Origin of the sequence: Nocardia noduli, from assembly GCF_019038455.1 — a bacterium.
Taxonomy (GTDB): domain Bacteria; phylum Actinomycetota; class Actinomycetes; order Mycobacteriales; family Mycobacteriaceae; genus Nocardia; species Nocardia noduli.
Genome location: NZ_JAFMPL010000080.1, coordinates 1 through 25,464, shown reverse-complemented (window position 1 = coordinate 25,464; position 25,464 = coordinate 1). Strand labels below are relative to the sequence as shown.

Below are 25,464 nucleotides of genomic sequence, written 5' to 3'. Positions count from 1 at the left end.
TGGTGCATCACCGCGACGGGACCGTTCGGTGATGCACCACACGGCGGACGCGGGAGTGTCGTGATGCGGTTCGCGGGATCGGAAGGCGTTGCGGGACAGTATCGAACGGGGCAGGCGGATGGGTGGTGCGTAGCGTTGCGTACCGGTGGGAACGGGGTGGGAGTGCGCCGCGCGATGGGTGTACGGCCCTGGGGGATATGAAACGGGCAGCGCCACATGACGGCGGATCGGGGCGAGTCGCGGGACCTGTGCCGATCAGGTGCGTAGTGCGTCGAGGACGAGGTCGGCGTACCGGCGCCACTGCCCCGGGTCCCGGATTCCGAGGTCTCTCAGGGTGTGCGCATAGCCGCCGACGAGGACCCGAATGTCTTGCGCGGTCGTGTCGGGGCGAAGACGGCCCTGTCGTTGAGCAGTGGTGATGATCTTGGTGAGTAGATCGGTGGTGTGGTCGCGGTCGCTGGGTTGCAGGATCCGGTGGAGGGTTTCGGCGAAGGAACGATCGGTGGCCAGCTTGTCGGACAGATCCCGTAGGAGGTTTTGCAGAGCGTTGATCGCGTCATCGACGGTGCTCGCTTGCTCGATGCGCTCGGTCAACCAGGTCAGGTGGCGGCGCGCTATGGCGTCGACGAGGTCGGCGCGAGTGGGATAGCTGCGGTAGACGGTGGCTTTGCCGACGCCGGCGAGTACTGCGATCTCCGATACGGTAGCCTCCATGCCACGTCCGGCGAACACGGCGAGAGCGGCCACGGTGACCTTTTCGTGGTTGCGGCGGGCGTCAGCTCTGCGCTCGGACCAATCCTTGTTGTCGGGCTGATGTGCTGGGGGCATGCAGATGAGTCCTGACAAGTCGTGCGGATACGCTGGGAGCTTGCGGATCGGTGTGTTCTGCCTGCCGAAGGGGTGCGCACGACCGACCTTGGTTTGCTCGACCGTGATGCGGTGTGCGGCAACCGTGGATGGCGGCTCCAATTAACTCGGAGCACCTCGGTGGCAGTATGTCCGACCGAAGCATGGGGGGCGGCTCGATCTCGTCGACAAGTATCCGACGCGGCGAGGAAAGTACTGGCGCAGCGCGTGCCGCGGCCGTCGAGTGGAACGGAAAAGGGCTGCTACCGTGCATTGTTCACATGTACCGCAGCAGCCCCTCCGGCGCCGAGCGTGATGGCCGCTCGTCGCCACGGTGGCAGGAACGAGGGTTCAGCCGCGAGGGAGACTGAACAGCGACTGGGGGAGAGTGACCTTCCGGAAGCCGGACAGACTTCCATCCTTCGCCGGGGTGGCAACGATGCCGTCACTGCCGCAGAGGTTCGGCGAGAGCGGGAGCTGCTGGCCGTTGCACTGGTAAGTGATGCCGGCGCCGAGTGGCAGCGGCAGAGGGGGAGCCGACTTGACGCCTTCCACAACGCTTGCCGGTGTCACATCGGTGACCTTCGAGGCGTTCAGGGCCTGAAGCAATGCCAGTGTCGGCTGCCAGCCGTATCCGGCCGTCGGCCCGAACTTTCCGTTGTCACCGTACTTCGCCAACGCCGCGATGAAGATCTTCGAGTCGGCCGCTTCGGGATCGTAGCTACCGGACGTCGATACCTGCATTCCCTCGTACCCGTTGGGGATCGAGTTGCCCGTACCAACCGTGATGCAGCGGTCCGGGATGGAGATGGCGGCTTTCGGGGCAAGCGTGCGAATGGCGCGCAGGCTGCTCACACAGAACGCGTCGGAACCCAGAACCATGAACTGACCGGTGTCGCCGGCCGCGGTGCTGATCTGAGGTGTCATATCGGCGGTACCGGGCGGAATCGCCACGACCTGGGCACTCACGCCGGCATTGCCGTAGACGATTTTACCGAGCCCTTCCGCCGCGCCCTGGATATTCGGGAGCGCGGCCGCGATCACCGCCGACTTTTTCGCGCCGACCTCTTGGGCCTGGACCGCCGAGATGCCGAAGAGTGACATTCCGTTGTAGAAGCCGAATACACCGGGGGTGCTGAGAGCCTTTTGAGTCACCCCGCCGAACATGAAGAGTGGAATCTTGGCTGCGGCGAGCGTATCGACAACGCTGTCGATGTGGGTCAATCCGCCGACGACGACGGCTGACACCCTGGCCTGCACCATCTGATTGGCGCAGTCGGTAGTGCCGGCCGAAGTGGCCGATGCGGTACAAGACTTCAAGTCGATGGTGTGTCCGTTGACGCCGCCGAGGTAGTTGTTGGCGTAGCCGACCGCAGCGCGAGCGCCGAGCAGCTCATCGCTCGTATCCGCGATCTGGGACTTGCCATCGAGTATGAAGCCGATGGTAACCGGGCTCTCGGTGGCTTTGTTCGGTGTGCCCAAGGACGTTTCGTCCGCCGTGGGCGCTGTCGACGACGTGCTGTCGTCCGAGCTACACGCCGACATCGTCACGGTCAGCATCACCGACAAGGTGGCCATGGTCGCCACGAGTCGGCTTCTTCTTGTTATATACATTCTTACTCCTGAGCAGTGCTGAATCATCGTCATGATCGACTGATCTCGACGCCGTATCAGCCTTGAATAGCGAAACCGATCAAAGCGTTCGGTCGCATCTGGAACCATTTTTCGATCGGCCGTCCAGTGGCCGAAGTCCTCGACGATATCGAATTTTCTTGTCTCGACCGCGTATAGGTAGATGTCAGAAATTGTCGCCTGTGCTCAAATAGGCAGCCTCTATACGTTCTCGGTCCCGGGCGAGTTCATGTGCGGGACCTCTCAGTCTCACGGATCCGTGGACCAGCACGATGGCCTCGTCGGCGACTTCGAGTGCCAACTCCACATGTTGTTCCACCAAGATGACGACCGCTCGGGTCTCGTCGGCGATCCGCCGGACGACCGGTAGGAGGTCGTCGACGATGACGGGGGCGAGCCCCATGCTCATCTCATCGATCAGCAAGACTCTCGGCTGCTGGACGAGTGCGCGGGCGACAGCGAGCATCTGCTGTTCGCCGCCGGACAGTTGGCCTGCGGCGACTTTCAGTCGGTCGCGCAGCGCCGGAAACATGTCCATCATCTCGTCCAGTTGCGGCGCTCCGCTCTTGCGGGCGATCTGGATATTCTCTCGCACCGTCGATCTGGTGAACAACGCCCGGTCGTCCGGCACGAGCACTATTCCGCGCTTGTTCATCTCGATCGGTTTTCCGCTACGGAGCGGCTTTCCGTCGAGTGCGATGTCTCCGGCACATCGGGGCAGTATTCCCGCAATAGTGTTGAGCAGCGTCGATTTGCCGGCGCCATTCGGGCCCAGAATGGCCAGCACGACACCCTCGCGCAATGACACATCGATATCACGTGCCACGACGACTGGGCCATGACCGACGGCTAGACCGCGGCATTCCAGAACCGCTGACACTTCTGGGCCTTGGTGCTCCCGAGTTGCCTCTGTCAGATCAACCATTCGCCATAGCCTCCCTTCCGAGATATGCCTGCGCCACAACCGGATTCGCTCGGGTTTCCGCGGGTGTGCCGGATGCGATGACTTCGCCGAAGTTCAACACGTGAATCGTGTCGCAGATGTTGAGTACGAGATCCATGTCGTGGTCGACCAGCAGAATGGTCACGCCGCTGTCGACGATCGGGCGCAGTCGCTCTCCGAGCCAACGACTCTCGGAGCTGTCCAGGCCGCCTGCCGGTTCATCGAGCAAGAGCACGGTGGGCTCGCCGACAAGAGCTCGGGCGATGGACACCAATTGTCGCTGTCCCTGTGAGAGTTCGCCTGCGGGTCGGGCGCCGAACTCGGCGATCTCGAGCAGGTCGAGAATCGCGTCCACCGAAGTCGGGCCGTTCCCGGCCCCGGTGCTTCGATCGCGTGCGGCCGCAGCGGTACGACCGACCTTGACATTCTCGTAGACGCTCAGATCGTCGTAGAGTTCGATGGCTTGAAAGGTTCTTCCGAGACCTGCGCGGATTCGGCGGTGCGGTGCCAGCGCTGACAGCGCGCTTCCTCGGAGTGCGACAACTCCGCTCGCTGTCGCGAATCCGCAGATCGCGTCCATCACGGTCGTCTTACCTGCCCCGTTGGGGCCGATGAGACCGACGAGAGTGCCCTTCGTCAGAGTCAGATCGACGTCCTTGACCGCCTGGACCCCTCCGTAGTGAACCGACAGGCCCTTGATCTGGAGGACGACTTCGCCGGTGTCACTCGCACCGGGGTGCCAGGGAGCCGGCGTCGATCGCGCGGCAACTTCTTCCGGTCCGATGGTCTCGGCGGACGGCGCATCCGCCTTTCGGTGGATGCTTCGGTTCGCACGGAACCGTGCGAGCAGTGCGTGACCCGGTCCGACGATTCCTTCGGGATTGAAGATCACGGTTATCACCAGAAGGATGCCGGAGATGGCGGTGAACCAATTGCCCGTCAGCCCGAGTTCGTCGGTCACGATGAACAGCAGGCCGCTCGCTGCCATGAAGCCCGCGAGGATGCCACCGGCAATTGAGGTGGCACCGGCGATGTAGACCGTGGCGAACAGTCCGAGCGAGGCCATCGCCCCGAACGATTCCGAGCTCACCGTCTGTTGTTGGTACGCCAGCATCGAACCGCCGAGACCCGCGATGAAAGCGCCGATGCCGAAGGCGAGGATTTTGACCCGGATGACGCTGACGCCTGCGGCCGCCGCCGACCGCTCGTTCGCGCGCACAGCGAGCATCTCCGATCCGAGGCGGCTGCGTCGGAGTATCGCTACCCCGATCGCGACCGCGACGAGTACGAGCAAGCACAACAGTCCGAAGGTCACTCGCGGGTAGGCGACACCCGCACCGATACTCAGATCCCGACCGAAGATTTCGGGCTTCGGGATCGACTCACCTTTGGGGTCGACGAAGTCGGTGTTGCGGAACCACAGCGCCTCCACGGTGAACGCCATCGCCAGCGTCACCACGGCAACGAACAGCCCTCTTATGCGCAGGGCAGGCAGGCCGATGGCGACCCCCAACACCGCGGCGCACAGCGCGGCGACCAACGGGGCGAAAGGGAACGGGATGTGGAGTGACGTGGTGATCGGTCCGACGAGAAAGCCTGCCACACCGCCCATCGTCAACTGGGCCAGCGATACCTGCCCCGCGTAGCCGGTGACCACGACACTGGACAACGCGATGATGGCCATGATGAGACTCACGATGAGTCCGGTGCGGAGCCGGTCGTCGAGTACGACCACCGCCACGGCGGCAACCACGGTCGCCACTGCCGCGCTGCTGTAGAGGCGTTGCGGACGATGTGCGCGTCCGAGCGTCTGCAGGATTATCTCGCCGCGGCTGGGAAGTGGCTTGGCCCGGATCAGCAGCGCGACGAGAATCAGAATGAGCGGTACCAGCTCCGGCAATCCGGACGAGGGAAGGGAGTCGTATATCGACTGCAGGTATTGAGCTTCCGATTGCAACGCGCCGATGGCCAGCCCGGCCACTACAGCGACGATCACGTACTCGAATCGAGCCACGATGGCGGCGGCCAAGGCGGGCACGATGAACAGCGTGTAGGCGATCGGTTGGAGCGGCACTATGGGAGCGATCAAGATGCCCGCGAGTCCCGCGACAGCGGAGGAGAGCATCCAGTTGTAGGCGGCTACGCGATCGGGAGACAAACCACTCACGTAGGCGCCGCGCTCGGTTTCGGCGGATGCGCGCGTCGCGAGCCCGAACTTGGTGAATCGGAACACCAGGGCCAACAGTATGGACAGGACGACCATCGTCACCGCGAAGTACACGCGGTCCGCTGATATCGACAGCGAACCCGACTGCCACAGGTCGATCGGGAATATCGGTTCGACGACCACCGAGGTGGTTCCCGCCCGCTCGGCTACCAAGGCGGTCATGGCGAGGGATATACCGACCGCCGCAGTCGCGCGCGCGACCAGGGGCGATGACCTCAAGGGGCGGAAGACCAGCAGATACAGCACCAGTCCCAATGCCGTTGCCATGAGGAGCGAGATGACCATGGCGGGCCACATGCCCAGCGGGCCACCGAGATGGATTCGCCTGGGAAGGCCGGGGACCAGCACCAGTAGGTCGCCTTGGCGGAGGTTCGCGTACATGTAGGCGGCGAACAAAGCGATCGTGGCGGACGCGAAATTCAGTACCCCGGAACTCCGGTACGTGAGCACCACTGCCAGCGCCAACGCGCCGAACACTGCTCCGTTTCCCAATCCGAGTAGCAAAAACGCCGAGTGTTGCATGTCTACGTTGACTCCACTCCAAGTTGATTCGGCGAATGCCGGACGCGCAGCCGGTGCGATGGGCCGTGCGGGAAAGTTTCAGCCCCACTGCCGTGGGGTGTGAGGTTGGTATCTACTTCGCCGTCGCCCGAGTCGTGATGTCACGTCGTAGCACGAACTTCTGGATCTTGCCGCTGGCTGTCCGAGGGAAGTCCTGCACCTCGTGCACTTCTTCCGGCCACTTCTGTTTGGCGAGGCCGGTTTCGGCGAAGTGCGCGCGCAGTTCATCCATCGTCGGCAGGTCGTACCCCGGTTTCAGCCGTAGGACAGCTGCCGCGTGTTCACCGAGGCGTGCGTCGGGCGCCGCGACCACGGCTGCTTCCGCGACACCGGTCATCGCCAGCAGCACCTCTTCGACTTCGAGTGCGCTGATGTTCTCCCCGCCTCGAATGATGAAGTCCGCCTTACGATCACTGATCGTGAGGTAGCCGTCCTCGCCGAGGACCCCGATATCGCCGGTGTGGTACCAGCCCTGCTGATCGAAGGCGGCGGCGGTCAGCGCGGGATCTGTGTACCCGAGGCACAGATCAGGGCCGCGGCTGAGGATCTCCCCGTCTTCACCCAGTCTGATCTCGACGCCCGACATCGCGTTGCCGTCGGTGTAGAGCCGTTCCTTCTCGGGCGCGGTGTAGGCCGACCCGGTGATCGAGGGATGCTCGGTACTTCCGTAAGCGCGATAGGGAGTGATCCCGAGACGCGCCAGTCGCTCGGTCACTGTGGCCGGAACGGCCGAGCCGCCCATGGGCGCGTACCGGATGTGCGCCAGGTGTTCGTCGGAGAAGTCGGGATGATCGATCAGACTGGTGAAATAGAAGGGGACGCCGCCGCCGACGGTGAGTCCTTCGTCGGCTATCAGGGAAAGCACCTTCTCGGTGCTCCACGTGTCGAGCAGGTGCACCGGTGTCCCGTTGAGAAGCGGGATCAAGAACGCGTTGATCATGCCGATGAAATGCCCTACCGGCGCGACGGTGAGTTGCGTGCCCATATCGGGCGGAATGCTGTCCGCGAGCTGGCGGGCCTCACATCCGAGTGAGCGATGGCTGTGAACGACGCCTTTGGGGTTGCTGGTGGTGCCGGAAGTGAACGCGATCAACGCCGGCGACGCGGGGTCGACCGACGCTGTGCCCGACATCTCCGTCGTATCGAGCAGGTCATCGAAGTCGCGCCCCACCACGGCGACGACGGGCACGTCCGCGCACAGATCGGCGTGGAACTCCAACTGCCCGAATCCTTCGGCGGTGATGAAGACTTTCGGATCGACGGCTCCGATGATGTAGGCGAGTTCCTTGCGCCGGTAGATGTGGACAACCGGTACGACCACCGCTCCCAGCAACGCGGATGCCCAGAAGACCGCTGCCGCCTCGATCCAGTTGGGAAGCTGGAACGCCACCACATCGCCGGACCCGACCCCTCGCGCCCGCAAGCCACCGGCGAGTCTGCGGGCCATCCGTTCGACGTCGCGGAATGTGCCCGACCACGGACGCAACTCCGAGTGCACCCGGAACTGCTCGTCAGGAGCCGCGGTCAACCCGCGGACCACCAGGTCGCCGATGCCGTCGCCGGTCCACCAGCCCTCCGCTTCATAGCGGGTGACCAACTCAGTGGGAATGGTTCGCATGTTACTTCCTGGTCGTGTCGAGCCGAGACGATCCGGCTCGAGAGGAGTTGTCCGATTGGGGAGGCGCCGCGTCGGCCCTGCTCCGTGGGGGCGAGAAGGGACTGTGCTCATCTGGATTCGCCCTTCTCGCAGTCGAACTGCCGTCGAACGCGGCGAGGCAGAACGCCCATAGCTGGTCGGAGGTCTGCTCGAGGCGTGTTTCCGGTGCGGCGTAGGAGTAGTGGTGGAATACCGCCATGACGAGTTGCATCGCGAACCAGGAGGCCTGGCGCGGGTCGGTTGTCCGCAGTAGGCCCTCGGCGGTGGCTTGTCGTAGTTCGCGTTCGATGAGATCGGCGAAGAGCTGATCGGCTTCGGACATCTCCTCGGGAAAGATCTGGTGGAGTCGCCAGTGTTCGGCGGTCATGAACCGCGCCCAGCTCTGCTCCTCGGCGCGCGAAGACTCACCCAGCGAGTCGACCGTGGCGGTCACGTAGAAGTGGATGCGTGACAGCGGGTCGGATAGCTCGCGTGCTGCTGCTTCGATGCGCTGTGTCTGTTCGGCGAGGATGCTTTCGAAGACCGCGAGCAGCAGTTGGTCCTTGCTGGCGAAGTACCGATAGAACGTCTTCAGCGTCACCCCGGCTCCGGTAGCCAGTTCCCGGGTGGTGAAGGAGACGCCTTTGACCTGTATCAGTCGGCGGGCACCGTGGACGATAGCCATCGCTCGCTCGGTACTGCGATCTCGGGACTTCTGGACCGAAGGTGGACGCGCGGCGGCCCGCTCGGTCGAGGCTTCGGCCGAGCCCGCGAGCATGTCATGACGCACGGCCCCTCGGGCCGGAGTCGGCCCGAGGTGAGGAGTGCCGGTGGTTGCGGTCAATCGCGCTGTCCTTTCTCTTCCGCTCACTCTCGTCGCCCGCGAGTACTGGCGACGAGAGTGGGGAGCGGGCTCACCTTCGGCTGGGATCACTCATGTCGGGCTGAGCACCACGATCGGGATGATTCGGTCGGTGCGGGTCTGATAGACGTCGTAGTTCGGCCAGTTCGCGGTGACAAGCGCCCAGAGCCGCGACCTCTCCTCGTTCGATGCCGTGCGCGCGACGGCGGGAATCCGCCGGTCCTTGACCTGGATCTCCACGCTCGGGTCGGCGACGAGATTCAGGTACCACGCTGGGTGTTTCGGCGAGCCGCCCGTCGAGGCCACCACGAGATAGTCGTCGCCATCGCGAGAGAAGATCAGTGCCGAGGTACGGGGCAGGTTCGACCGCCGCCCGTTCGTGGTGAGCAGCAGCGTCGAGACGCCGTTCCATTCGTAACCGACTTCGCCGTCGGTCTCTCGGTAGCGCGCCACATGGGCATCGCCGAGTAGCCCGAGTTCGGGTGGGCGGTAGTTCGCGGCGTTCACGTGTTCGCCTCCTCTTCTATGGCGTTCGTCATCCGAAGAGCACGGGTATCTCGGTGGCGCCGCGCTCGTACATGCCGATCAGGCGCGGTGGCTCTAGGTCCGGATCGAGACGCAGATTCGGCAGCCGCTCCAGTAGCGCTGCGATTCCGGTCCGCATCTCGGCTTTGGCGACGTGCATGCCGAGGCAGGTGTGTACGCCGCCGCCGAAGGCGAGCGAGGGCTGCAGCGGGCGGTCGATATCGAATTGATCCGGGTTCTCCCAGCGTTCCGGGTCTCGGTTGGCGGCGCCTATACAGATATGCAGCACCGAACCGGCCGGCATGTGCACACCGTGGTAATCGACGTCCTGAGTCACGAAGCGTGAGAACATCGGGTCGGTCGGTGCCCATCGCAACGACTCTTCGATCGTCGGCCGGAGCAGGTCGGGGTTCTCTCGCACCTGTTCCAGCAATGCGGGGCGCTGCAACAGCGCCGTGAGGACGATGCCCATCTGCTTCCAGGTTGTCCCCGACCCGGCCATCAGCAACAGCACCGAGAAGGAATAGATCTCGGCATCGGTGAGCCGTTGTTTGCTGCCGTCCGGGTTAGCGAGTTCGGCGTTGACGAGGACGCTGATGAGGTCGTCTCCCGGCGATTCCCTGCGGGCAGCCACGATCGGCTCCAGGATCTGCACGATCTCCTCGGGGCGCCTGTTCATCACCGCGCGCACGTCGAGTGCCTGCTCGACCGATATTCCGAAACTGCTGGTGATCGTGAGTACCGGAATGGCGGCGCAGAAGTCAACGTTCAACTCGGCGTGCCCGTCATCGATGAAGCTGTCGATCAGCAAGCCGACGGATTCCTCGATCCAGTTGAGGATCCACCACTGCGCCTTCTTCGGTATGAACGAAGGCTGAACCAGAGCTCGGAAGCGCCGATGTTGCTCGCCATCCATGGAGAGCATGCTGTTGAGGGCGGCGACTTTGCCATTGTTGACGTCGACCGGGGTCAGTGACGAGGCGAACAACTCGGGGGTGCGGTACGCGGCGGCGCACGCCTCGTAACTGAACGCGGAGAAGTGCGGTCGGTCGGGATGCGGCAAGCCCTGGAAGAACGCGGGCCCGGAATAGCCGGTCAGCTCGTGAACGGTCCCCGCGTGAACCGGGGCCTGCTCGCGCAATTCGTGCCAGACCGGGTTGGGATCGTCCTCGTAGCCGCCGCCCATTTTGGCCATGTACGAGCCCCGCAGGTCGAACAGTTCGCGGACACGATCCCGGTCGAGTAGGTACTTGGTGCTCATAGTCTCACTTCGCCACGTAGCCGCCGTCGACCGGAAGAAGCACTCCGGTGACGTTGGCGGCATGGTCGGATACCAGATAGAGGGCGGCCTCGGCGCAGTCCTCGGCTGTGATCGCCTTGCCGAGTGGATGGTTCGCCTCGGTGTGCTTCACCAGCTGATCTCGGGCCTCGGGACTGTCACCGAGTCCGCCCGCGGCCATGAAGTTGGTGAAAGGCATGCCAGCCGGACAGATCGCGTTGGCTCGAATACCGAATGGCGCGCCTTCGATCGCGATCGCCTTGGTGAGCTGGTGTACGGCGCCCTTCGTGGCGCCGTACACCGTCCCGCCCCACGCGACCAGTCCCGCCACGGATCCGGTGTTGAGAATGACGCCGCCGCCGCCCTGCTTCTTGAATTGGACGACAGCGTGCTTGCAACCGTTGAAGACGCCACCGAAATTGACCGCGGTCAAACGCTGGAAATCCTCGGCCGTGTGATCTTCGAGCTTGTCGCCGAGACGCGGTGTCGGGATACCGACGTTGTTGAAGATGATGTCGAGTCGGCCGAAGTGCTCGACGACGGCCGACACCGCCGCGGCGGCATCGGCTTCGTCGGAGACATCACATTTGACGGCGACGGCGATACCGCCGGCCGATTCGATCGCGCGCACCGTTTCCTTCGCACCCTCGAGTCGGATGTCGGCGCACACCACTCGAGCGCCTTCACCGGAGAATCGCAGCGCTGTGGCGGCACCGACACCTCCGCCCGCGCCCATCACGAGGGCGCTCTTGTTCTGGAGCAGCGTCGTCACGTCAGGCTCCCGCGCGAGTAGGAGGCACCGCGGGGGTGAACCGGAACAGCTTTTCGGCGTTGCCGCGCAGGATCTTGTACTGCGTCGCCTCCGGCAGATGCGCGATCTGCTTCTTGGCGACCTCGATGCAGTTCGGCCACGTGGAATCCGAATGCGGATAGTCGGTTTCGATCATGATGTTGTTCTCACCGATGACATCGATGGCGGCGATCCCGGACTCGTCCTCGATGAAGCAACCGAACACGTGGTCACGGAAGCGCTGACGCAGATCGATGTCCATCGGGACATCGGAAGCGGCGTGACCTTCGTAGGTGACGCCACGGGCCGCCCAGAACCGCTGCTTGTTGTAGACCTGCTCGGCACGCTCGAGGAAGTATGGAATCCAGCCGATATTGCCCTCGGAGAGAGCGATCTTCAGGTTGGGCAGTTTCGCGAAGTGATCACTGAACAGCCACTGGAGCATGGTGCCCGAGGTGCGGGTGGCACCCCAGGCGAGATTCGCCATGAACGGGGCGTCGGAGGCGATGTTGGGCAATGTCGAGGACGAACCGACATGCATGCACACCACGAGTTCGTTGTCGGAGGCGGCCTGGAGCACCGGATCCCAGTATCGGTTGGGGTCGTTGATGGTCGGAAGACCCAGCGGCTCGAAATTCTCCGAGAAGGCCAGACCCCGAGCGCCTTTCGCCGCAGTCCGTTCGATCTCGGTGACGGCCAACGTCGTATCCCACAACGGCATGATCACCAGCGGGATGAAGCGACCCGGCGCGGATCCGCACCACTCGTCGATCATCCAGTCGTTGTATGCCTGCACGCAGCGCAGCGCCAGATCCTTGTCCTGCGCTTCGTAGAAGATCTGACCGCAGAAGCGGGGAAACGACGGAAAGCTGAGCGAGGCAAGGATTCCGGCCTCGTTCATATCCTCGACGCGCGCGGCGGCGTCGTAGCAGCCGGGGCGCATCTCCGCGTAGGTCACCGCCTCCGGGCTGAACTCCTCGGCGCTCTTGCCCACCACCGCGCTCAGACCGTTGGTCGGGACGGACCTGTTCTCGTAGACCCACGTCTCGGCGTCGCCGTCACGTACCAGCTTGGGCGCCCGATCCCGATCGTTCGCCGCGATCCGGTCCTGCCATACGTTCGGCGGTTCGAGCACGTGGTCGTCCACAGAGATCAACCAGTCGAGATCGTATTCGGTCGATGTCATAGCTGTTCCTTTCTGGGGAAGTCGACTCAGTCGAGTGAGCCGATCGAGAGGTGCTTGAGTTCCTGGAATGCGCGGATGCCTTCGACTCCACGCTCGCGGCCGAGACCGCTCTGCTTGTATCCGCCACTCGGCGCGTAGGCGCTGAACATGCCGGTGTTGACGTTCACCGCACCGGTACGCAGCCGTCGCGCGACGGCCGTGGCCGCCGCGATATCGGCGCTGTAGACCTGCCCGGACAACCCGTAGGCACTGTCGTTGGCTATCCGCACGGCCTCGTCGAGGTCGCGGTAACCCAGTACCGCGATCACCGGGCCGAAGATCTCTTCCTGGGCTGCCGGGTTGGAGTTGTCGGGCAGGTCGAGGACCGTGGGCTCGAAATAGTAGCCACGGTCGAGCCCGGCGGGTCGTCCGCCTCCGACGACAGTCTTACCGCCGTGTTCCTCGGCCAAGGCGACGAACCGGTGGCAACGCTCGCGTTGGTCGGCACTGATCACCGGCCCGAAGGTGCTCGACGGATCGGTAGGGGCACCGACGGTGAGTGCGGAGTAGGCCTGGGCCACGGTCGCGAGGACCTCGGCCTTGCTGTCCTGGGGCACGATCATCCGAGTTGCCGCGACGCAGGCCTGACCGGCCGTGGCGGCGACGACGGCGATGGCGCCTGCCGCGACCTTCGAGACGGCGTCGGGCAGGTAGATCTGTGCCGACTTGCCGCCGAGTTCCAGGGCCACGTGCTTGATGGTCGGGGCAGCCTGGGCAAGAATCTGTCGGCCGACGACGGTGGACCCGGTGAACGAGACCATATCGACGCCGGGGTGGCCGGTGAGCAACTCGGCGCCGGCGGCGTCGGCTTCGACGACCACGCTGAACACGCCGGGGGGCAATCCTGCCGCGTCCGCCGCGGCGCCGAAGATCAGCGAGGACAGCGGGGTCAGTGGGCTGGGGCGCAGGATCACCGAGTTCCCGGCCATCAGCGCCGGGATGATCTTCTGCAGCGCCATCAGGACGGCGGCGTTGTACGGGGTGATCGCGACCACGACCCCGACCGGTTCGTAGCGTCGGACGCTCAACTTCACGCCGCTGCGGACCAGTTCGTCGACGGGGATCTCGTTGACCTGTTCGTGGGGTGTCGAAAGGTAGAGGTCGATGGTCGCGCGGGCGAGCGGTATGCCTGCTCGCAGTTGGGCGTACTCGGCGAACGTCTTCGGCTGGCCCGCTTCGGCGACCATTGTCGCCACCAGTTCCGGACCGGACGCCTCGACATGGTCGAGGAAGGTCGACAGGACCTTCGCGCGTTCGGGCGCGGGGACATCCGCCCACACCCCCTGGTCGAAGCTGCGTCGCGCTTCGATGACCGCCCGCTCCACTTCGGCGAGAGGGGTCGCGAAGACCTCGGCGATGTGAGTTTCATCGGCCGGGTTCTCCACGGCGAAGGTCTCTTCGCCCTCTATCCAGGTTCCGGCGACATACGAGCGCCGTTCGGCAATGATCTGGACCACGAACTCGCCTCCTTCCTGCCGCGAGGCAGTGTTGTACACAGTCATGAACGAGCCTTCGGGGTCGACGAAGGCAGAGAGCTGTAAGCGACGGCACCGCCGAAATGCGGCGATGAGTGACAGGCGACACCCACGGTCACGTTCTCGCGCTGGCGATCACCTGCTCGGCCGGACAACTGCAGATAACACTCGAGCATCTGGGGAATGCCGTGCATGCGGCCGTTGCCGAGCGCGCCACCTCCCGACAGCACCGGGAGAGCGCCGGGCAGGTCGCTGTCGATTCCGCCGTCTTGTACGAAACGGTGCGCCTCTCCTTCCGGGCAGAGACCGAGAGCTTCGAGCCAGAAGTAGACGAAGGGCGAGAAGCCGTCGTAGACCTGGGGCAAGTCGACCTCACCCGATGACAATCCGGTGTTCTCCCACAGTCGGCGTACCGTTTCGCGGCCACCGGCCATGATGTCGTCCAAGGGCCAATGCAGTGGAAGACGTCGGGGGGCTGGTGGGCTGGTGGCGTATCCGGCGACATAGACGGGGGAGTGGGCCAGGTCTCGTGCGCGTTCGGCCGAGGTGAGGACGAAGGCCGCGACACCGTCGACCGGGATGTCGCAATCGAAGCGGCCGACCGGATCGCTGATCATGGGTGCGGCGAGGTACTCCTCGGGGGTCAGCGGCCGGTCGTTCCAGTACGACCAGGGGATTCTGGCCCCGTTCTTGCGAGCCTCGACGACCACCGCCGCCATCGCGTCCCGGTCGGCTCCATAGCGTTGGAGATATTCGTTGTAGGGCAGCGCGATCATGGCAAGCGGTCCGAAGAAGCCCTGCGGCGCTGTCCACTGTTGGCTGCCTCGAGCTGATTGCATCGGGTTCTCGTGATAGCGGCCGGCCGGATTGTGCAATGCGCGGTGCACCAACACGTAATCCGCGGCGCCGCTGGCGATCGCGTTGACCGCGAGGGCCACCGTGCCGGGAATCTGGCCGATGCCCTGGAAGCCCGAGATATAGCGGGGAGAGATTCCGAGGTGCTCGGCCAGCCAATTGGCCGACACCGTGCTCACACCGTCTTCGATGGTGTGAGCACCCGCGGTGGGGAACAGGCCCGCGGTGACGAAACCGTCTATGTCTTTCGTTCGGAGCCCGGCATCGCTGATCGCCGCGCGAGCGACATCGACTGCCAACGCGCCCAGAGGGCGCCCGGCATGCCGCACCACCGTGCTGTGGCCGTAACCGACGATCGCGACCTCTCGGCTCGCAAGGAAGCGAGGGCTCATTGCTCACCGGTGAGTTCGAAAGCCGGGATACCGACTCCGGGAGCGATGTCCTCGAACGCCACCGTCACCGCGTCGCCGAGTTTCAGAGGCGTGTCCGGACCATCGAGAAGCCTGCCTATCAGCCGTAGCTCGGCCTGCTCGATCAACTCCACATCGACGAGCACGAAAGGCGCGTCGTCGGCGAATCCGGGCAGAAACGATTGACGGATGACGGTCCACGACCGCACATGACCACGGCCGCTCACCGGTTCGAAAACGAAGCAGGGATCGGTTGTGCCGCACTGCGGACAGATGTGGTCGGGTGGGGTGGCGAACGAAGCGCAGCGCGAACACCGGGCGACTTTCAGTATGTGCTCGGCAGCCGCGGTCCAGTAGGGGGCCGACTGTTCATCAGGGACGGGTAGAGGGCGGGTTACTGTCACGGGATGACCCCGGCGTCCTTGAACTCGCCGATCTGTTCCCAGGTGTAGCCGAGTTCGAGCAGTACTTCCTCGCTGTGTTCGCTGTGCTCGGGTGCCCGACGGAGAACGGGCGGTCGCTCGTCGAACTGCACGGGAACGGTTGGTAGCGAGTACGACGTGCCGTCCTCGAGTACCACCTCGCCGATGTAGTCATTGGCGAGAACCTGGGGGTCGGTGAGTAGTTCCTCGATTGCCTGCACGGGCGCCCAAGGGGCATCGATCCCGGCCAGCAGTTCTTTCCACTCCGCGAAAGTTCGCTTCGCGAACTCGGATTCGAGTTCATCGACACACGCTCCGCAATTCTCGCCACGAGCCCGCAGGTCCACGAATCGCGGGTCCGATACCAGGTCTTCGCGCTCCATCAGCTTGCAGAAATCGGCCCAATAGCGGTCGGACTGGAGGAACACCAGTTGTATATGACGCGCGTCCTTCGTCCTGTACGTGCCCACGAGTGGGTTGACAGAGCCACCGCGGCCCGAGATTCCGCGTGGTTGGCTTCCGGCCAGCGCGGAGAGCACGTCCGAGGACAGGGTCCACATGGCCGTGGCGAGCAGCGATACGTCGACAACGGAACCCTGGCCGGTACGCTCCCGCCGCAGCAGCGCGGCGGCCAGTCCGAACCCGAGGGCCATCGCACCGTTGCGATCGCCCATCGCGCCACGCGGTGACACCGGATAGTCCTGCTCCGGCGAGGTCATGACATGGGCCATTCCGCCTTGGGCCCAAGAGGCGGAGGAGTCGTAACCCGGCCGGTCGGCGCCGGGTCCGCGGACTCCGAAACCGTGCCCGCGGGCGTAGACCAGTTTGGGGAAACGCGCGACGAGGGTTTCGGCGTCGAGCCCGAGACGGCGCAACGCGCCGGGCCGGAAACTCGTCAGGAAGACGTCCGCCGTCTCGAGAAGGTGGTCGAGTACCTTCCTGCCCGCATCACTACGCAGATCCAGGGCAATTGAACGCTTCCCACGGTTGGCCAGGGCCAGAGACAGATTTACTCCTCTTCCGTCCGTCCCGATGCCCTGGGTGGCCAGGCCCCGATAGGGATCGCCATCGGGGTGTTCTACGCGGACGACGTCCGCGCCCCAGTCCGCCAGGAGTGCGCCGGCGACGGGCACGAACACCCATTGCGCGAGTTCTACGACCCTTAGCCCAGTAAAAGCTTCGGCGACCAACCTGTGACCTCCCATACAGCGAAAGACTGTAGTGCTGTCGCTCACAGTAGAACATGACTGGACTTTTGGGTACCTTTTGATTCTACATTTTTTTATGGTCCTTGAAAATCCCTGCACTGCAAGGGGTTTACGGTCGATTGTGGGAATCGGTGGCCTGCTGCGAGCCACCTGTCGCGTCGACTCGAGGGATGTCGGTGCCGGTGTCCGAAGGCGCGCCCTCCGGACCTGAGCGGGGATCGTCGACTCGGGTGCCGGTCGACAGGCAACGGCCTTTCTTGAGGTGACCGCAGCTCAGTCGTGTCCGGGACGCTTCCGGCATTCCGTGACAAGAGGGGTGGCAGTCCGGCGTATCGAATGTGCGCACGCCGGACTCGAAGATGGTGGGCGCGACCTTTGTCGCATTGGTCAACGACGCTCGTGTCGACGGTCGACGTCGCTTCGTGTCATCGCCCGCGGCCTTCGGACCGGCCGATGATCATTACGTCTGACGTTCGAGTTCTGTCGAATCGGACCGAGGTCGAGGCCGCGGCGTCTTCCCGAGCCGTTCGACGCTGGCATTGAATCGGTTCAGCGACGCGGCCAGGCATGCGATGTCGTCGCTGCTCCACTCCTGGAGAACGATTCGGAGCGCCGAGATTCTTCGCTCGCGCTCGCATTCGAGACGGCGTATGCCAACGGCGGTGATGAGAAGCAAGCGCGCCCGCCCGCCTTCGGGATCGAGCGCGCGCACGATGAGGCCATCGCGGATCAACGCGTTGGTCCGGCGACTCATGGTGGAGATGTCGAATGCGAGCGCATCGCTCAACTCGCCCAAAGACATCGGTCCTTGCGCCCATATCCTGGTCAGCACGAGGTACGCGCTCCGATCGAGAGTGTTCTCGACCCGGTGACTGTCAGCGGTGAAGTCATGGTGTGACAGCATCATGCTCTCGTACTCGAGGTGCCGAATCGGTTCGGGACTCACGCTCGCACCTCATGTCCCGACGGTGGCTGGCCGAGACGGCGACGCGGACACACCGCGCCGGAGATCGACGCAGTGGGGCACATGCATCGCTGTCGGCACGGCGTCCATGACCGAGGCGCCGAGGACGATCGCGCGCATCATCAGTCCTGGAGCCGAAGGGCGGCGGTGGGGCACTGTGCCACGACTTGGGTCAGTCGGTCGCGGTCGGTCTGCGGGAGTTCGCCGGGTTTGATCGTGGCCAGACCGTTGTCGCCCACTTCGAAGACATCTTCGGCGAGGAACTCGCAAATACCGAGTCCGGCGCATTTGTTGTGATCGACTTCGACGTGCATCGGGATCCTTCGGTGTCGGGTGGCTGCTTCGATGCGAAACCGTTCGCGCGGCCGTGGCGGGATTCGATACGGTATCAGCAACAGTATATTGTTTCGCATCGGTCTTCGGCCGATGTTGCCTCGAGGAGGCGGGTGGCCCGGACCGTCAATCCTCTGTCTTTGCAGTGGAGTTGGATGCGGCATACTCGATAGATTGTGGCGCGTGGGGTTCTCGGACAGGAGCGCGAGGATTGCCACGTGGCAGTGAAGAGACCTTGTACTGTTGCTTCTACCGTATTGGATTACAGTTCAGGCTCGGTGAATTATACAGCTGTCGACGCAAAGACGCGCCCCAGGAAAAGGAATCAGCATTGAACGGGATTGCATACCTCGAGACGATCGGCATCCGTGAGGTGCCGTCGGACGAAGACCGGTCGGTGATCGAGTTGGAGATCACCGACGAACTGTTGAATCCGCACGGGGGTCTTCAAGGTGGACTCATCGCGACATTGATCGACGTCGCTGCGGGGCGGGCGGCAAGCAAATCTATCCCGGCGGACAGTAGTGTGGTGACGTCGGATGTCTCGATTCGATACCTGCGACCTGTCACGGGCGGCTCGGCCCAGGCGGTTGCGCGGATTCTGCGCGCAGGTAGGCGATCGGTGGCGGTCGGTGTAGAGGTCCTCGCTCATCCGACCGGCGAATTGGCGGCGGTCGCGACGCTGGGGCTGGTGGTCGTCGAACGCTCCTGACCGACGGCTCCCTGTCGCGACACGGCGACGAGTTGTTCGTTCGCGACAGATGCACTGCCCTTCCGGCCGATCGTGCCTGTCCTCGCTCGGCGGCGCGGTGAGCGTCGGCCGCTGCGGTGCGACCCCCACCCGGTCGACGGATTGCGGCAGCTCCTCGATCTCGCGGTGGATTCCTCGGTATGCTCGACCCAATTACGTTACGATTAGTTAAGTAATTGTGTTGGCGCCGACGCGGAGGAGTCGGCCCCGGATCAGGAGGCTCTCGTGGGTGATCGATTGAAGGGGCGGGTCGCCGTCGTCACCGGTGCCGGAAACGGCGTGGGGAAGGCGTGTGCTCTGTCGTTGGCGGCGGAGGGGGCGCGCATAGTCGTGAACGATCTCGGTACGAGCGCGGCGGGTGAGGGGAGGAGTTCTGCCGCGGCCGACGCGACTGTCGCCGAGATCCGCGGGGTGGGTGGCGAGGCGGTCGCCAACTATGATTCCGTCGCCGAACCGCAGGGCTGTGCCAACTTGGTGCAGGCAGCGGAGCGTGCTTTCGGCCAGGTCGATATCGTGCTGGCCAATGCTGGTGCGGTGATGCCGGGACAGATCGATGTATCCGACGAGCGGTACTACAAGTTGATGGATCTGTTCCTCGGTCAGAAGTTCTGGCTTTCGAGGCTGACTGTGCCGGGGATGGTCGAGCGGGGGTACGGACGGATCGTCGCGACGGCTTCGGAGGGTGCGCGGGGTGGAGTCGGCAACCCGCTCTTCGCTGCGGCGATGGGTGGGACGGTGTCGATGATGAAGGGTTTGGCGACCGAGCTGCGAGGGACCGGTGTCACGGCGAATGTCTTGGCACCGGGGGCCTCGACCCGGACATACGAACTGATGCTTCCCGAACTCGAGCGGGCGCACGCGGAGGGGCGGTTGAGCGATGAGATGTGGGCGCTCGCGAAGAAGGGTCCCGGGCCGGTCGAGCACGTGCCGCCCATCGTGACATGGCTGTGCACGAGCGAGGCTGCCGAGGTGAGTGGTCGTGTGTTCCATGCCGGCGGGGGGCGGATCAGCGTCTGGTCCGACTATGAAGATCTCAACACCATCTCGAAGGGTGACCCCTACGAAAACGCCCCATACAGCCTCGACGAGCTCGACGAGCTCGTGCCCGGTGCTGTCCTCGGCTGACACCGCTGGTGGGTGGGCCCCGGTTCGGTTGGATCCTCGACCATCGTCACCATAGGGTCACTCCATGCCTGCAGGACGCCCGCGCAGTGAGGCTGCGCGTCTCGCCATCCTCGCCGCCGCGCGCGAAGAGCTTTCCGAGCGCGGCTACGACAAACTCACGCTCGACCGTGTCGCTGCGAGGGCGGGGATATCGAAACCCACGGTGTATCGCTGGTATCGGTCGAAGAACGCGTTGGTGGCCGAGTGTTTGCTGCATGGTTACGTTCTGACCCCTGCCATCGTGACGCAGGATTTCGGGGATGTGCGGTCCGACACCATCGGATGGATGCGGGAGTTCGCGGCGATCGCGAGGGATCCCGACGCGGTCGGATTGATCCGGGCGGCTGTAGCGGCCGCAGCGGAGGATCGGGAAATCGCGCGAGGCTTCCAGCAGCAGATGAGCGCGATCGCCCACGACGGTCTCGCCGCACGCTTGCGTCGGGGGGTCGACGCGGGGCAGCTGCGTCCGGGTACGGCCACCGACGTCGTCGCCGAGATCATCGTCGGGGCGCTCGTCCATAGGTTGCTCACCTACGAGGAGGTCACCGAGGATTTCATCGGCCATCTGGCCGTGACGGTCCTCGTCGGTATCGAAGCGTCGCCGGGCACAGGGCATCTCGACGGTTCGCTCGCCGAATGATCCTGCAATGACGGGGTCGCAGCCCCTCGACGGGAAGAAACAGTGCCCTGCTCGGGGGCGGCAGTCCGGCCGACGGTACGCGATCGTGGGAATCGGCTGACGGCGTTCCCGGAGATCGGGATCATGCGAGTGAATTGATGTTCACTTCCATGCATACCTTGTGTGATCAATTGAATGAATATACTGTCAAAGTGATTCGGATCTCGGTGTCCGGGCTACGTCGTGCGGTGGTCAGGAGACTTCGAGGATGACCAGCGGGTAAAGACTGTTCAGATCGGAGTTCCTGATGAGTAAGAATCCCATCGCCCCATCCATCAAGAAATTTCCACCTCGGCAACGTCCGGACGGTGAACTCGTCGTCTGCCTGGGGGACAGTATTACGCACGGGCAAGTCAGCGCCGACTGGGTGACTGCGCTGATGCGCGCCGATCCGTCGCGAGCCTTCATCAATGCCGGGGTAGGCGGCGAGTTGGCGTGGAACATCTCTCGCCGCCTCGATGCCGTGATCGCGCTGCGCCCCGATGTCGTCACCCTGCTTGTCGGGACGAACGACGTCAGCGCGACGTTCAGTCCACAAGCCGAGCGGATGTATCGGCTTCTGCAACGTATCCCTCAGACTCCGAACCTCGCCTGGTACATCGAGAACGTCGATGTCATCCTGGGCCGCCTCAGTCGGGAAACGAGTGCCCGCGTCATCGTTCTCGACATTCCGCCCGTCGGCGAGGATGTGGACAGCGAGATCAACAAGAAGGTCCTCACCTACAACGCCGCGCTTCGACTGACCGCCGCCAAGTACGGAATCGAACCGCTTCCGCTGCGGGAGCGGCTGGTCGATCTGATTCCCGCAGTGCACGAGGTACCGAAGCTCGAGGTCAAGATCAGCAAGGTGATCAGCACCACGGGCCGAGCGAGCCTGGCCCATGCGTTCGGAAAGTCATGGGACCATATCTCGCGGAAGAACGGCTATGCGTTCACGATCGACGGAGTGCACCTCGCCGACAGAGGTGGACAGGTCGTCGAAGAACTCGTTCGGTCCAATCTGGTCTGACCTCAACGGATCCGCCGGCACGGATCGCGATGTGAGTGTGCCGGGTCGCGGTGATACCAACCAGCCACGCCCGATTCCGGCGTTTCGCGTCATATGAGTTCGCGGATCAGCTCGAGGCTGCCGAGTTCGCGTATCGCCCGACAACCCCGTTCCAGCATCGCCACCATCATCGCGTCACCCCTGCCCGTCGATGCCGAGAAGGCAGTGCCGAAGCTGGCGAGCATTGGAATCTGTAGCATGCCCAACCGGTAGTCGTGCCAACACTCGGACTCGTCGTACTCGGAGACCCCGTAGGCCAACAGCGCTCGGTGGTAGTCGTGGACGAGATCTCTTTCCGACTCGGCGCGGATTTCGGGTGTAAGACTTGTACCGACGAAATAGGCCAAGTCTCGGGCAGGCAGCCCCACCGCGAGAGTCTGCCAGTCGACCACCGTGACTCGGGTGTGCCCGGGATCGAACAGCAGGTTGTCGAGTCTGTAGTCACCGTGCAGCAGGCAGAATCGCTCGGGTTTGAGCATCAGCCAGTCGGCCACCAAGGCGTTTGCGGCACGTAGTGTTTCTCTGGCATCGGAGGTCATCGCCCCACCGAGTTTCTCCACTGTGACGCCGGCGGCCGATATCGCGATGTCGCCGGCCCGTCGGGCAGTCGACGCATCAGGATCAGGCGTGGTTATCCCGGAGAACTTCCGCCACGTCGGGTCGCACCACCGCGGGCCGTGGAGCCCAGCCAGAGCCCGGGCTGCCAGTTGGGCATGGGCCACCTCGCACCCTGCCAGTTGGTCGCCCTGCGCCGCGGGTGCGAGATCCTCCAGCAACAGAACGAAGTCGGCGCCATTCCGATCGATTTCGCAGTGGAAGCACTGTGGGATCGGCACGTCCACTGTGTGGGCGACATCCGTGTAGAACGCGTGCTCGGCGCGGTAGCTCGGCGACACGCGATCGCGCACCGCCTGATCCTGGTAGGGCATTTTGACGATGAAGCTGTCGGGTAGAGCGGGCTGTTGTTCTCGGTAGCGCACCAGTACGCGATAGGTCGCGGCGGTCTGGCCGGTGCCGACGGCGGTGACCTGGACGTGGTCCACGGCCACGGGGGTGTCCGCGCTGCTGAGAACCGACGACAACCAACTCGCGGTGACATCGTCGGGTTGTGCGGGAATGGTCGGGTTGGTACGCATGTCAGCCTCGTAGGTCGGCGTGGTTTGTCGTGGCCTGTTCGGTGGTGTCGTCACCGGCCACGCTCATGAGCAGCATGAACGATCGGAGACGGTCTCCGTCGGGAGACGGGCGGCGCAATCCACCACGAACGCCGACCTTCTCGCCCTCCGATGAGCATTCCGAGAGAAGGCATGAAGTTCTCCTTGTTCGCACCACTGTGAATTGGCTGCCGCTGGCACGGTCGATGTCGCGAATGAGCAATTCGGTGACGTCGCTCACGGAGGCTAACAAGACTTAGGTTCCTATTTCAATATTCGGGAGAACTGTGGCGAGAACTCGCCGTACAGGTACTTTGGGGACGAGCGCGGCGCGTGCTCCGGGTCTGGATCTTCGGATCACCGCCGTTCTCGTACTCGCGTTCCAGTTTCCTCGAGCCTCGCACCGGCATACGATGGTCGTGAAGTCCGGAAGTCGCAGGTCGACCGATCGGGGATCGAGGCGGGGCCAGCCAGGCCCGAGACGAAGGGTGCGATCGATGGCGGTGCGCGCGACACGGCCGGGTGAGTCCGACGCTCTCGTTCGATCTGCCGCAGGTCCGGAGCGCGCGAGGATCCGCGCCCACGGGGCGATCGACACTTTCTTGGAAGGTCCTCAGCCTTCAGGCTGGCGGTTATGCTCTTCTCGAGCGCCGACCCGGTCGTGCAGGCCGAACTCGCGGTGGTCGGTGCGCACCAGTGTCGTGCACAATATTCAACGACGCCCTCGGGTCGAAGTTCCTTCTGTCGCAATAGGAATCATCACCCGAGGGCTTCATTCGAGATCAACCAGGGTTCACAGTCCGACCCCTGAAGATTAAAAATCAAGCTAGGTCGGGTTCGACAGTGTCGTTTCGCGCCTCCCGATCACACATCACCACGATTGCCGCCGAATGCGGCCAGGCAGAATTCCCATAGCTGCTCGGCGGTTTCCTCGATGTGGGTCGGGCGGGTTCCGAACGCGTAGTGATGGAACACCGCCATGATGAGCTGCATCACGAACCAGGAGTGTTGGTGTGGATCGGTTGCTCGCAGTAGGCCCTCTTCGGTGGCCTGCCGCAATTCGGCCTCGATGAGGTCGGCGTAGAGCTGATCGGCCTGCGACATCTCCTCGGGAAAGATCTGGTAGAGCCGCCAGTGCTCGGCGGTGATGAACTGTGCCCAGCTCTCATCGTCCGCGCGCGAGGACTCACGAAACGAACCCATCGCGGATGTCACGTAGAAACGGATGCGTGATATCGGGTCGGGCAACTCGCGTGCGGCCGCCTCGATACGCAGAATCTGTTCGGTGAGTATGTTCTCGAAGACCGCGAGCAGCAGTTGATCTTTGCTCGCGAAGTATCGATAGAACGTTTTCAGTGTCACCCCGGCTTCTGTGGCCAGTTCCTGAGTGGTGAAGGAGACGCCCTTGACCAGTATCAACCGACGAGCGCCGTCGACGAGCATCTTCGCCCGCTTGGTGCTGCGATCTCGTGACTTCTGGACCGAGGGTGATCGTGCCGCGGCACGATCGGCCCAAGCCTCGCCGGACCCCGCGATCACTTCGTTGCCCACGGCGCCTCGAGACTTCCGTGCCGGGATCGGCCCGCTGTGAGCGACGTCGCTGCTCGTGTGGTCAAGAGCCATATCCTTGTCTTCGAGTTCACAGTGCGGCCCGAGGGTTCCGGTAGTAGAGCCAGCGCGTGCGTGCTGCTCACCCGGATGAATTCTCTCATGTCGGAGGAACACAACGACCGGACGATCCGGTCGACGTGTGCTGTCTCTCGGACTACCGTGCCGAGTAGCTGGTGCGTCCGAGGTGGTGGGATCGCCGGAATTGTGTGAGAGGGCAGTGCACCGCAACGCCGAGAGCGCAACGAGCTGGACTTGAAGCAGGAGCGGGCGGAGAGTGTGGTACCGAGTTCACCGCCGGTGGCCAGCAGTCGAGTTGCGAGCAGCCCTGCCACAATTCGGCGATGCGCAAGCAACGGTGTCATCCGGTGGTTCTCCGCTCTGGTCGATGTCGACCCACTTCGCGATCGTCCCGATGAACGCGAAATAGTGGCAGGTGGTCGCGGGTTTACATCCTGTCAGACCGACCATGAAAACCCCTTCCGACCTGGGTCGAAGGGGTTTCTCGTTTCCGGAGTGGTGTCGGGATTTGAGCGTTCTCACATAAATCTCACGTTTCGTTCCTGGTCCGCGTGCCCAGGCTTCGAGGACGGCGCGGTGGTCGACCGCGGTCTCGGGCATGTCGATGTAGTGGGTCTTGGCGACCTCGCGGGTGTTGCCGAGTTGGCGGGCGGCGCGTTCGGGGTTGTCGTAGGCCTGGTCGACCGTGGTGGCCACGCCTTTGCGGAAGGTGCGGGGGACCCTATGTTTTTTGCAAGGTCTGCGGGCAGTGGGTTTAGCGCTCAGTGCGTGAGGGTGATCGGCTTTTCGGGTGGCCCGGAGCGCAGTAGGTCGGCTAGGAGCGAGCGGAGGTTGCCGGGGACCAGT

At 63.8% G+C, this 25,464-nt stretch carries 23 protein-coding genes and 1 pseudogene; 4 read left to right on the top strand and 20 right to left on the bottom strand.

Annotated elements, in window-relative coordinates:
• Nucleotides 1–255: 255 nt before the first annotated feature.
• From JZ792_RS30215 to JZ792_RS30140, 17 genes and pseudogenes are all read right to left on the bottom strand, one after another.
• A complete protein-coding gene (locus JZ792_RS30215; protein ID WP_216915853.1) occupies nt 256–828 on the bottom strand; it encodes a TetR/AcrR family transcriptional regulator in 573 nt (190 codons plus the stop codon).
• Nucleotides 829–1,197: 369 nt separating this feature from the next.
• Nucleotides 1,198–2,424 (bottom strand): ABC transporter substrate-binding protein, encoded by a 1,227-nt coding sequence (locus JZ792_RS30210; protein WP_254190563.1) that lies wholly within the window; start codon nt 2,422–2,424, stop codon nt 1,198–1,200.
• A 220-nt stretch (nt 2,425–2,644) separates the two neighbouring features.
• A complete protein-coding gene (locus tag JZ792_RS30205) occupies nt 2,645–3,304 on the bottom strand; it encodes an ABC transporter ATP-binding protein (protein WP_308165514.1) in 660 nt (219 codons plus the stop codon).
• 91 nt (nt 3,305–3,395) lie between these two features.
• Complete coding sequence (locus JZ792_RS30200; RefSeq protein ID WP_254190557.1) at nt 3,396–6,140, bottom strand: branched-chain amino acid ABC transporter permease/ATP-binding protein; 2,745 nt, start codon at nt 6,138–6,140, stop codon at nt 3,396–3,398.
• Between the two features lie 142 nt (nt 6,141–6,282).
• The gene (locus tag JZ792_RS30195; RefSeq protein WP_216915847.1) at nt 6,283–7,827 is read right to left on the bottom strand and encodes an AMP-binding protein; all 1,545 of its coding nucleotides are present in this window, start codon (nt 7,825–7,827) and stop codon (nt 6,283–6,285) included.
• 1 nt (nt 7,828) lies between these two features.
• Nucleotides 7,829–8,530: a TetR/AcrR family transcriptional regulator gene (locus JZ792_RS30190; RefSeq protein WP_254190556.1), complete on the bottom strand. Its 702-nt coding sequence runs from the start codon at nt 8,528–8,530 to the stop codon at nt 7,829–7,831.
• A gap of 249 nt (nt 8,531–8,779) precedes the next feature.
• Nucleotides 8,780–9,214 carry a nitroreductase family deazaflavin-dependent oxidoreductase gene (locus tag JZ792_RS30185; RefSeq protein ID WP_216915845.1) on the bottom strand — a complete coding sequence of 145 codons (435 nt, stop codon included), beginning with the start codon at nt 9,212–9,214 and terminating at the stop codon, nt 8,780–8,782.
• 28 nt (nt 9,215–9,242) lie between these two features.
• Nucleotides 9,243–10,493: a cytochrome P450 gene (locus tag JZ792_RS30180; RefSeq protein WP_216915843.1), complete on the bottom strand. Its 1,251-nt coding sequence runs from the start codon at nt 10,491–10,493 to the stop codon at nt 9,243–9,245.
• A gap of 4 nt (nt 10,494–10,497) precedes the next feature.
• Nucleotides 10,498–11,274, bottom strand: coding sequence for an SDR family NAD(P)-dependent oxidoreductase (locus tag JZ792_RS30175; RefSeq protein ID WP_256461508.1), 777 nt, complete (start codon nt 11,272–11,274; stop codon nt 10,498–10,500).
• A gap of 10 nt (nt 11,275–11,284) precedes the next feature.
• The gene (locus JZ792_RS30170) at nt 11,285–12,487 is read right to left on the bottom strand and encodes an amidohydrolase family protein (protein ID WP_216915839.1); all 1,203 of its coding nucleotides are present in this window, start codon (nt 12,485–12,487) and stop codon (nt 11,285–11,287) included.
• Between the two features lie 26 nt (nt 12,488–12,513).
• Nucleotides 12,514–13,983: an aldehyde dehydrogenase family protein gene (locus JZ792_RS30165; RefSeq protein ID WP_308165513.1), complete on the bottom strand. Its 1,470-nt coding sequence runs from the start codon at nt 13,981–13,983 to the stop codon at nt 12,514–12,516.
• A 41-nt stretch (nt 13,984–14,024) separates the two neighbouring features.
• Nucleotides 14,025–15,248 carry a thiolase family protein gene (locus tag JZ792_RS30160; protein ID WP_216915835.1) on the bottom strand — a complete coding sequence of 408 codons (1,224 nt, stop codon included), beginning with the start codon at nt 15,246–15,248 and terminating at the stop codon, nt 14,025–14,027.
• The gene (locus JZ792_RS43085; RefSeq protein ID WP_308165515.1) at nt 15,245–15,493 is read right to left on the bottom strand and encodes a Zn-ribbon domain-containing OB-fold protein; all 249 of its coding nucleotides are present in this window, start codon (nt 15,491–15,493) and stop codon (nt 15,245–15,247) included. The genes JZ792_RS30160 and JZ792_RS43085 overlap by 4 nt, the downstream gene beginning before the upstream one ends.
• Nucleotides 15,494–15,526: 33 nt before the next feature.
• Nucleotides 15,527–15,670: pseudogene (locus JZ792_RS43080) on the bottom strand (zinc ribbon domain-containing protein); the annotation flags it as partial.
• Nucleotides 15,667–16,893, bottom strand: a complete 1,227-nt coding sequence (locus tag JZ792_RS30150) for a CaiB/BaiF CoA transferase family protein (protein ID WP_308165512.1) — start codon at nt 16,891–16,893, stop codon at nt 15,667–15,669. The gene JZ792_RS30150 and the pseudogene JZ792_RS43080, both read right to left, overlap by 4 nt.
• Nucleotides 16,894–17,356: 463 nt before the next feature.
• Nucleotides 17,357–17,842, bottom strand: a complete 486-nt coding sequence (locus JZ792_RS30145) for a MarR family winged helix-turn-helix transcriptional regulator (RefSeq protein ID WP_216915831.1) — start codon at nt 17,840–17,842, stop codon at nt 17,357–17,359.
• A gap of 140 nt (nt 17,843–17,982) precedes the next feature.
• Complete coding sequence (locus tag JZ792_RS30140; RefSeq protein WP_216915829.1) at nt 17,983–18,174, bottom strand: ferredoxin; 192 nt, start codon at nt 18,172–18,174, stop codon at nt 17,983–17,985.
• Between the two features lie 230 nt (nt 18,175–18,404).
• Here JZ792_RS30140 and JZ792_RS30135 point away from each other — a divergent pair, with 230 nt between their 5' ends.
• From JZ792_RS30135 to JZ792_RS30120, 4 genes are all read left to right on the top strand, one after another.
• Complete coding sequence (locus tag JZ792_RS30135) at nt 18,405–18,905, top strand: PaaI family thioesterase (protein WP_216915827.1); 501 nt, start codon at nt 18,405–18,407, stop codon at nt 18,903–18,905.
• A gap of 264 nt (nt 18,906–19,169) precedes the next feature.
• Nucleotides 19,170–20,069, top strand: a complete 900-nt coding sequence (locus JZ792_RS30130; protein ID WP_216915825.1) for an SDR family NAD(P)-dependent oxidoreductase — start codon at nt 19,170–19,172, stop codon at nt 20,067–20,069.
• A gap of 64 nt (nt 20,070–20,133) precedes the next feature.
• Nucleotides 20,134–20,748, top strand: a complete 615-nt coding sequence (locus JZ792_RS30125; RefSeq protein WP_216915823.1) for a TetR/AcrR family transcriptional regulator — start codon at nt 20,134–20,136, stop codon at nt 20,746–20,748.
• A gap of 286 nt (nt 20,749–21,034) precedes the next feature.
• A complete protein-coding gene (locus tag JZ792_RS30120; RefSeq protein ID WP_216915821.1) occupies nt 21,035–21,796 on the top strand; it encodes an SGNH/GDSL hydrolase family protein in 762 nt (253 codons plus the stop codon).
• 89 nt (nt 21,797–21,885) lie between these two features.
• Here JZ792_RS30120 and JZ792_RS30115 read toward each other — a convergent pair whose 3' ends face one another.
• The 3 genes from JZ792_RS30115 to JZ792_RS30105 all read right to left on the bottom strand — a co-directional run bounded on the left by JZ792_RS30115 (nt 21,886) and on the right by JZ792_RS30105 (nt 25,314).
• Nucleotides 21,886–22,971 carry a phosphotransferase gene (locus JZ792_RS30115; RefSeq protein ID WP_216915819.1) on the bottom strand — a complete coding sequence of 362 codons (1,086 nt, stop codon included), beginning with the start codon at nt 22,969–22,971 and terminating at the stop codon, nt 21,886–21,888.
• An 882-nt stretch (nt 22,972–23,853) separates the two neighbouring features.
• The gene (locus JZ792_RS30110) at nt 23,854–24,540 is read right to left on the bottom strand and encodes a TetR/AcrR family transcriptional regulator (RefSeq protein ID WP_216915817.1); all 687 of its coding nucleotides are present in this window, start codon (nt 24,538–24,540) and stop codon (nt 23,854–23,856) included.
• 348 nt (nt 24,541–24,888) lie between these two features.
• The gene (locus tag JZ792_RS30105; RefSeq protein WP_216915815.1) at nt 24,889–25,314 is read right to left on the bottom strand and encodes a hypothetical protein; all 426 of its coding nucleotides are present in this window, start codon (nt 25,312–25,314) and stop codon (nt 24,889–24,891) included.
• Nucleotides 25,315–25,464 lie beyond the last annotated feature (150 nt).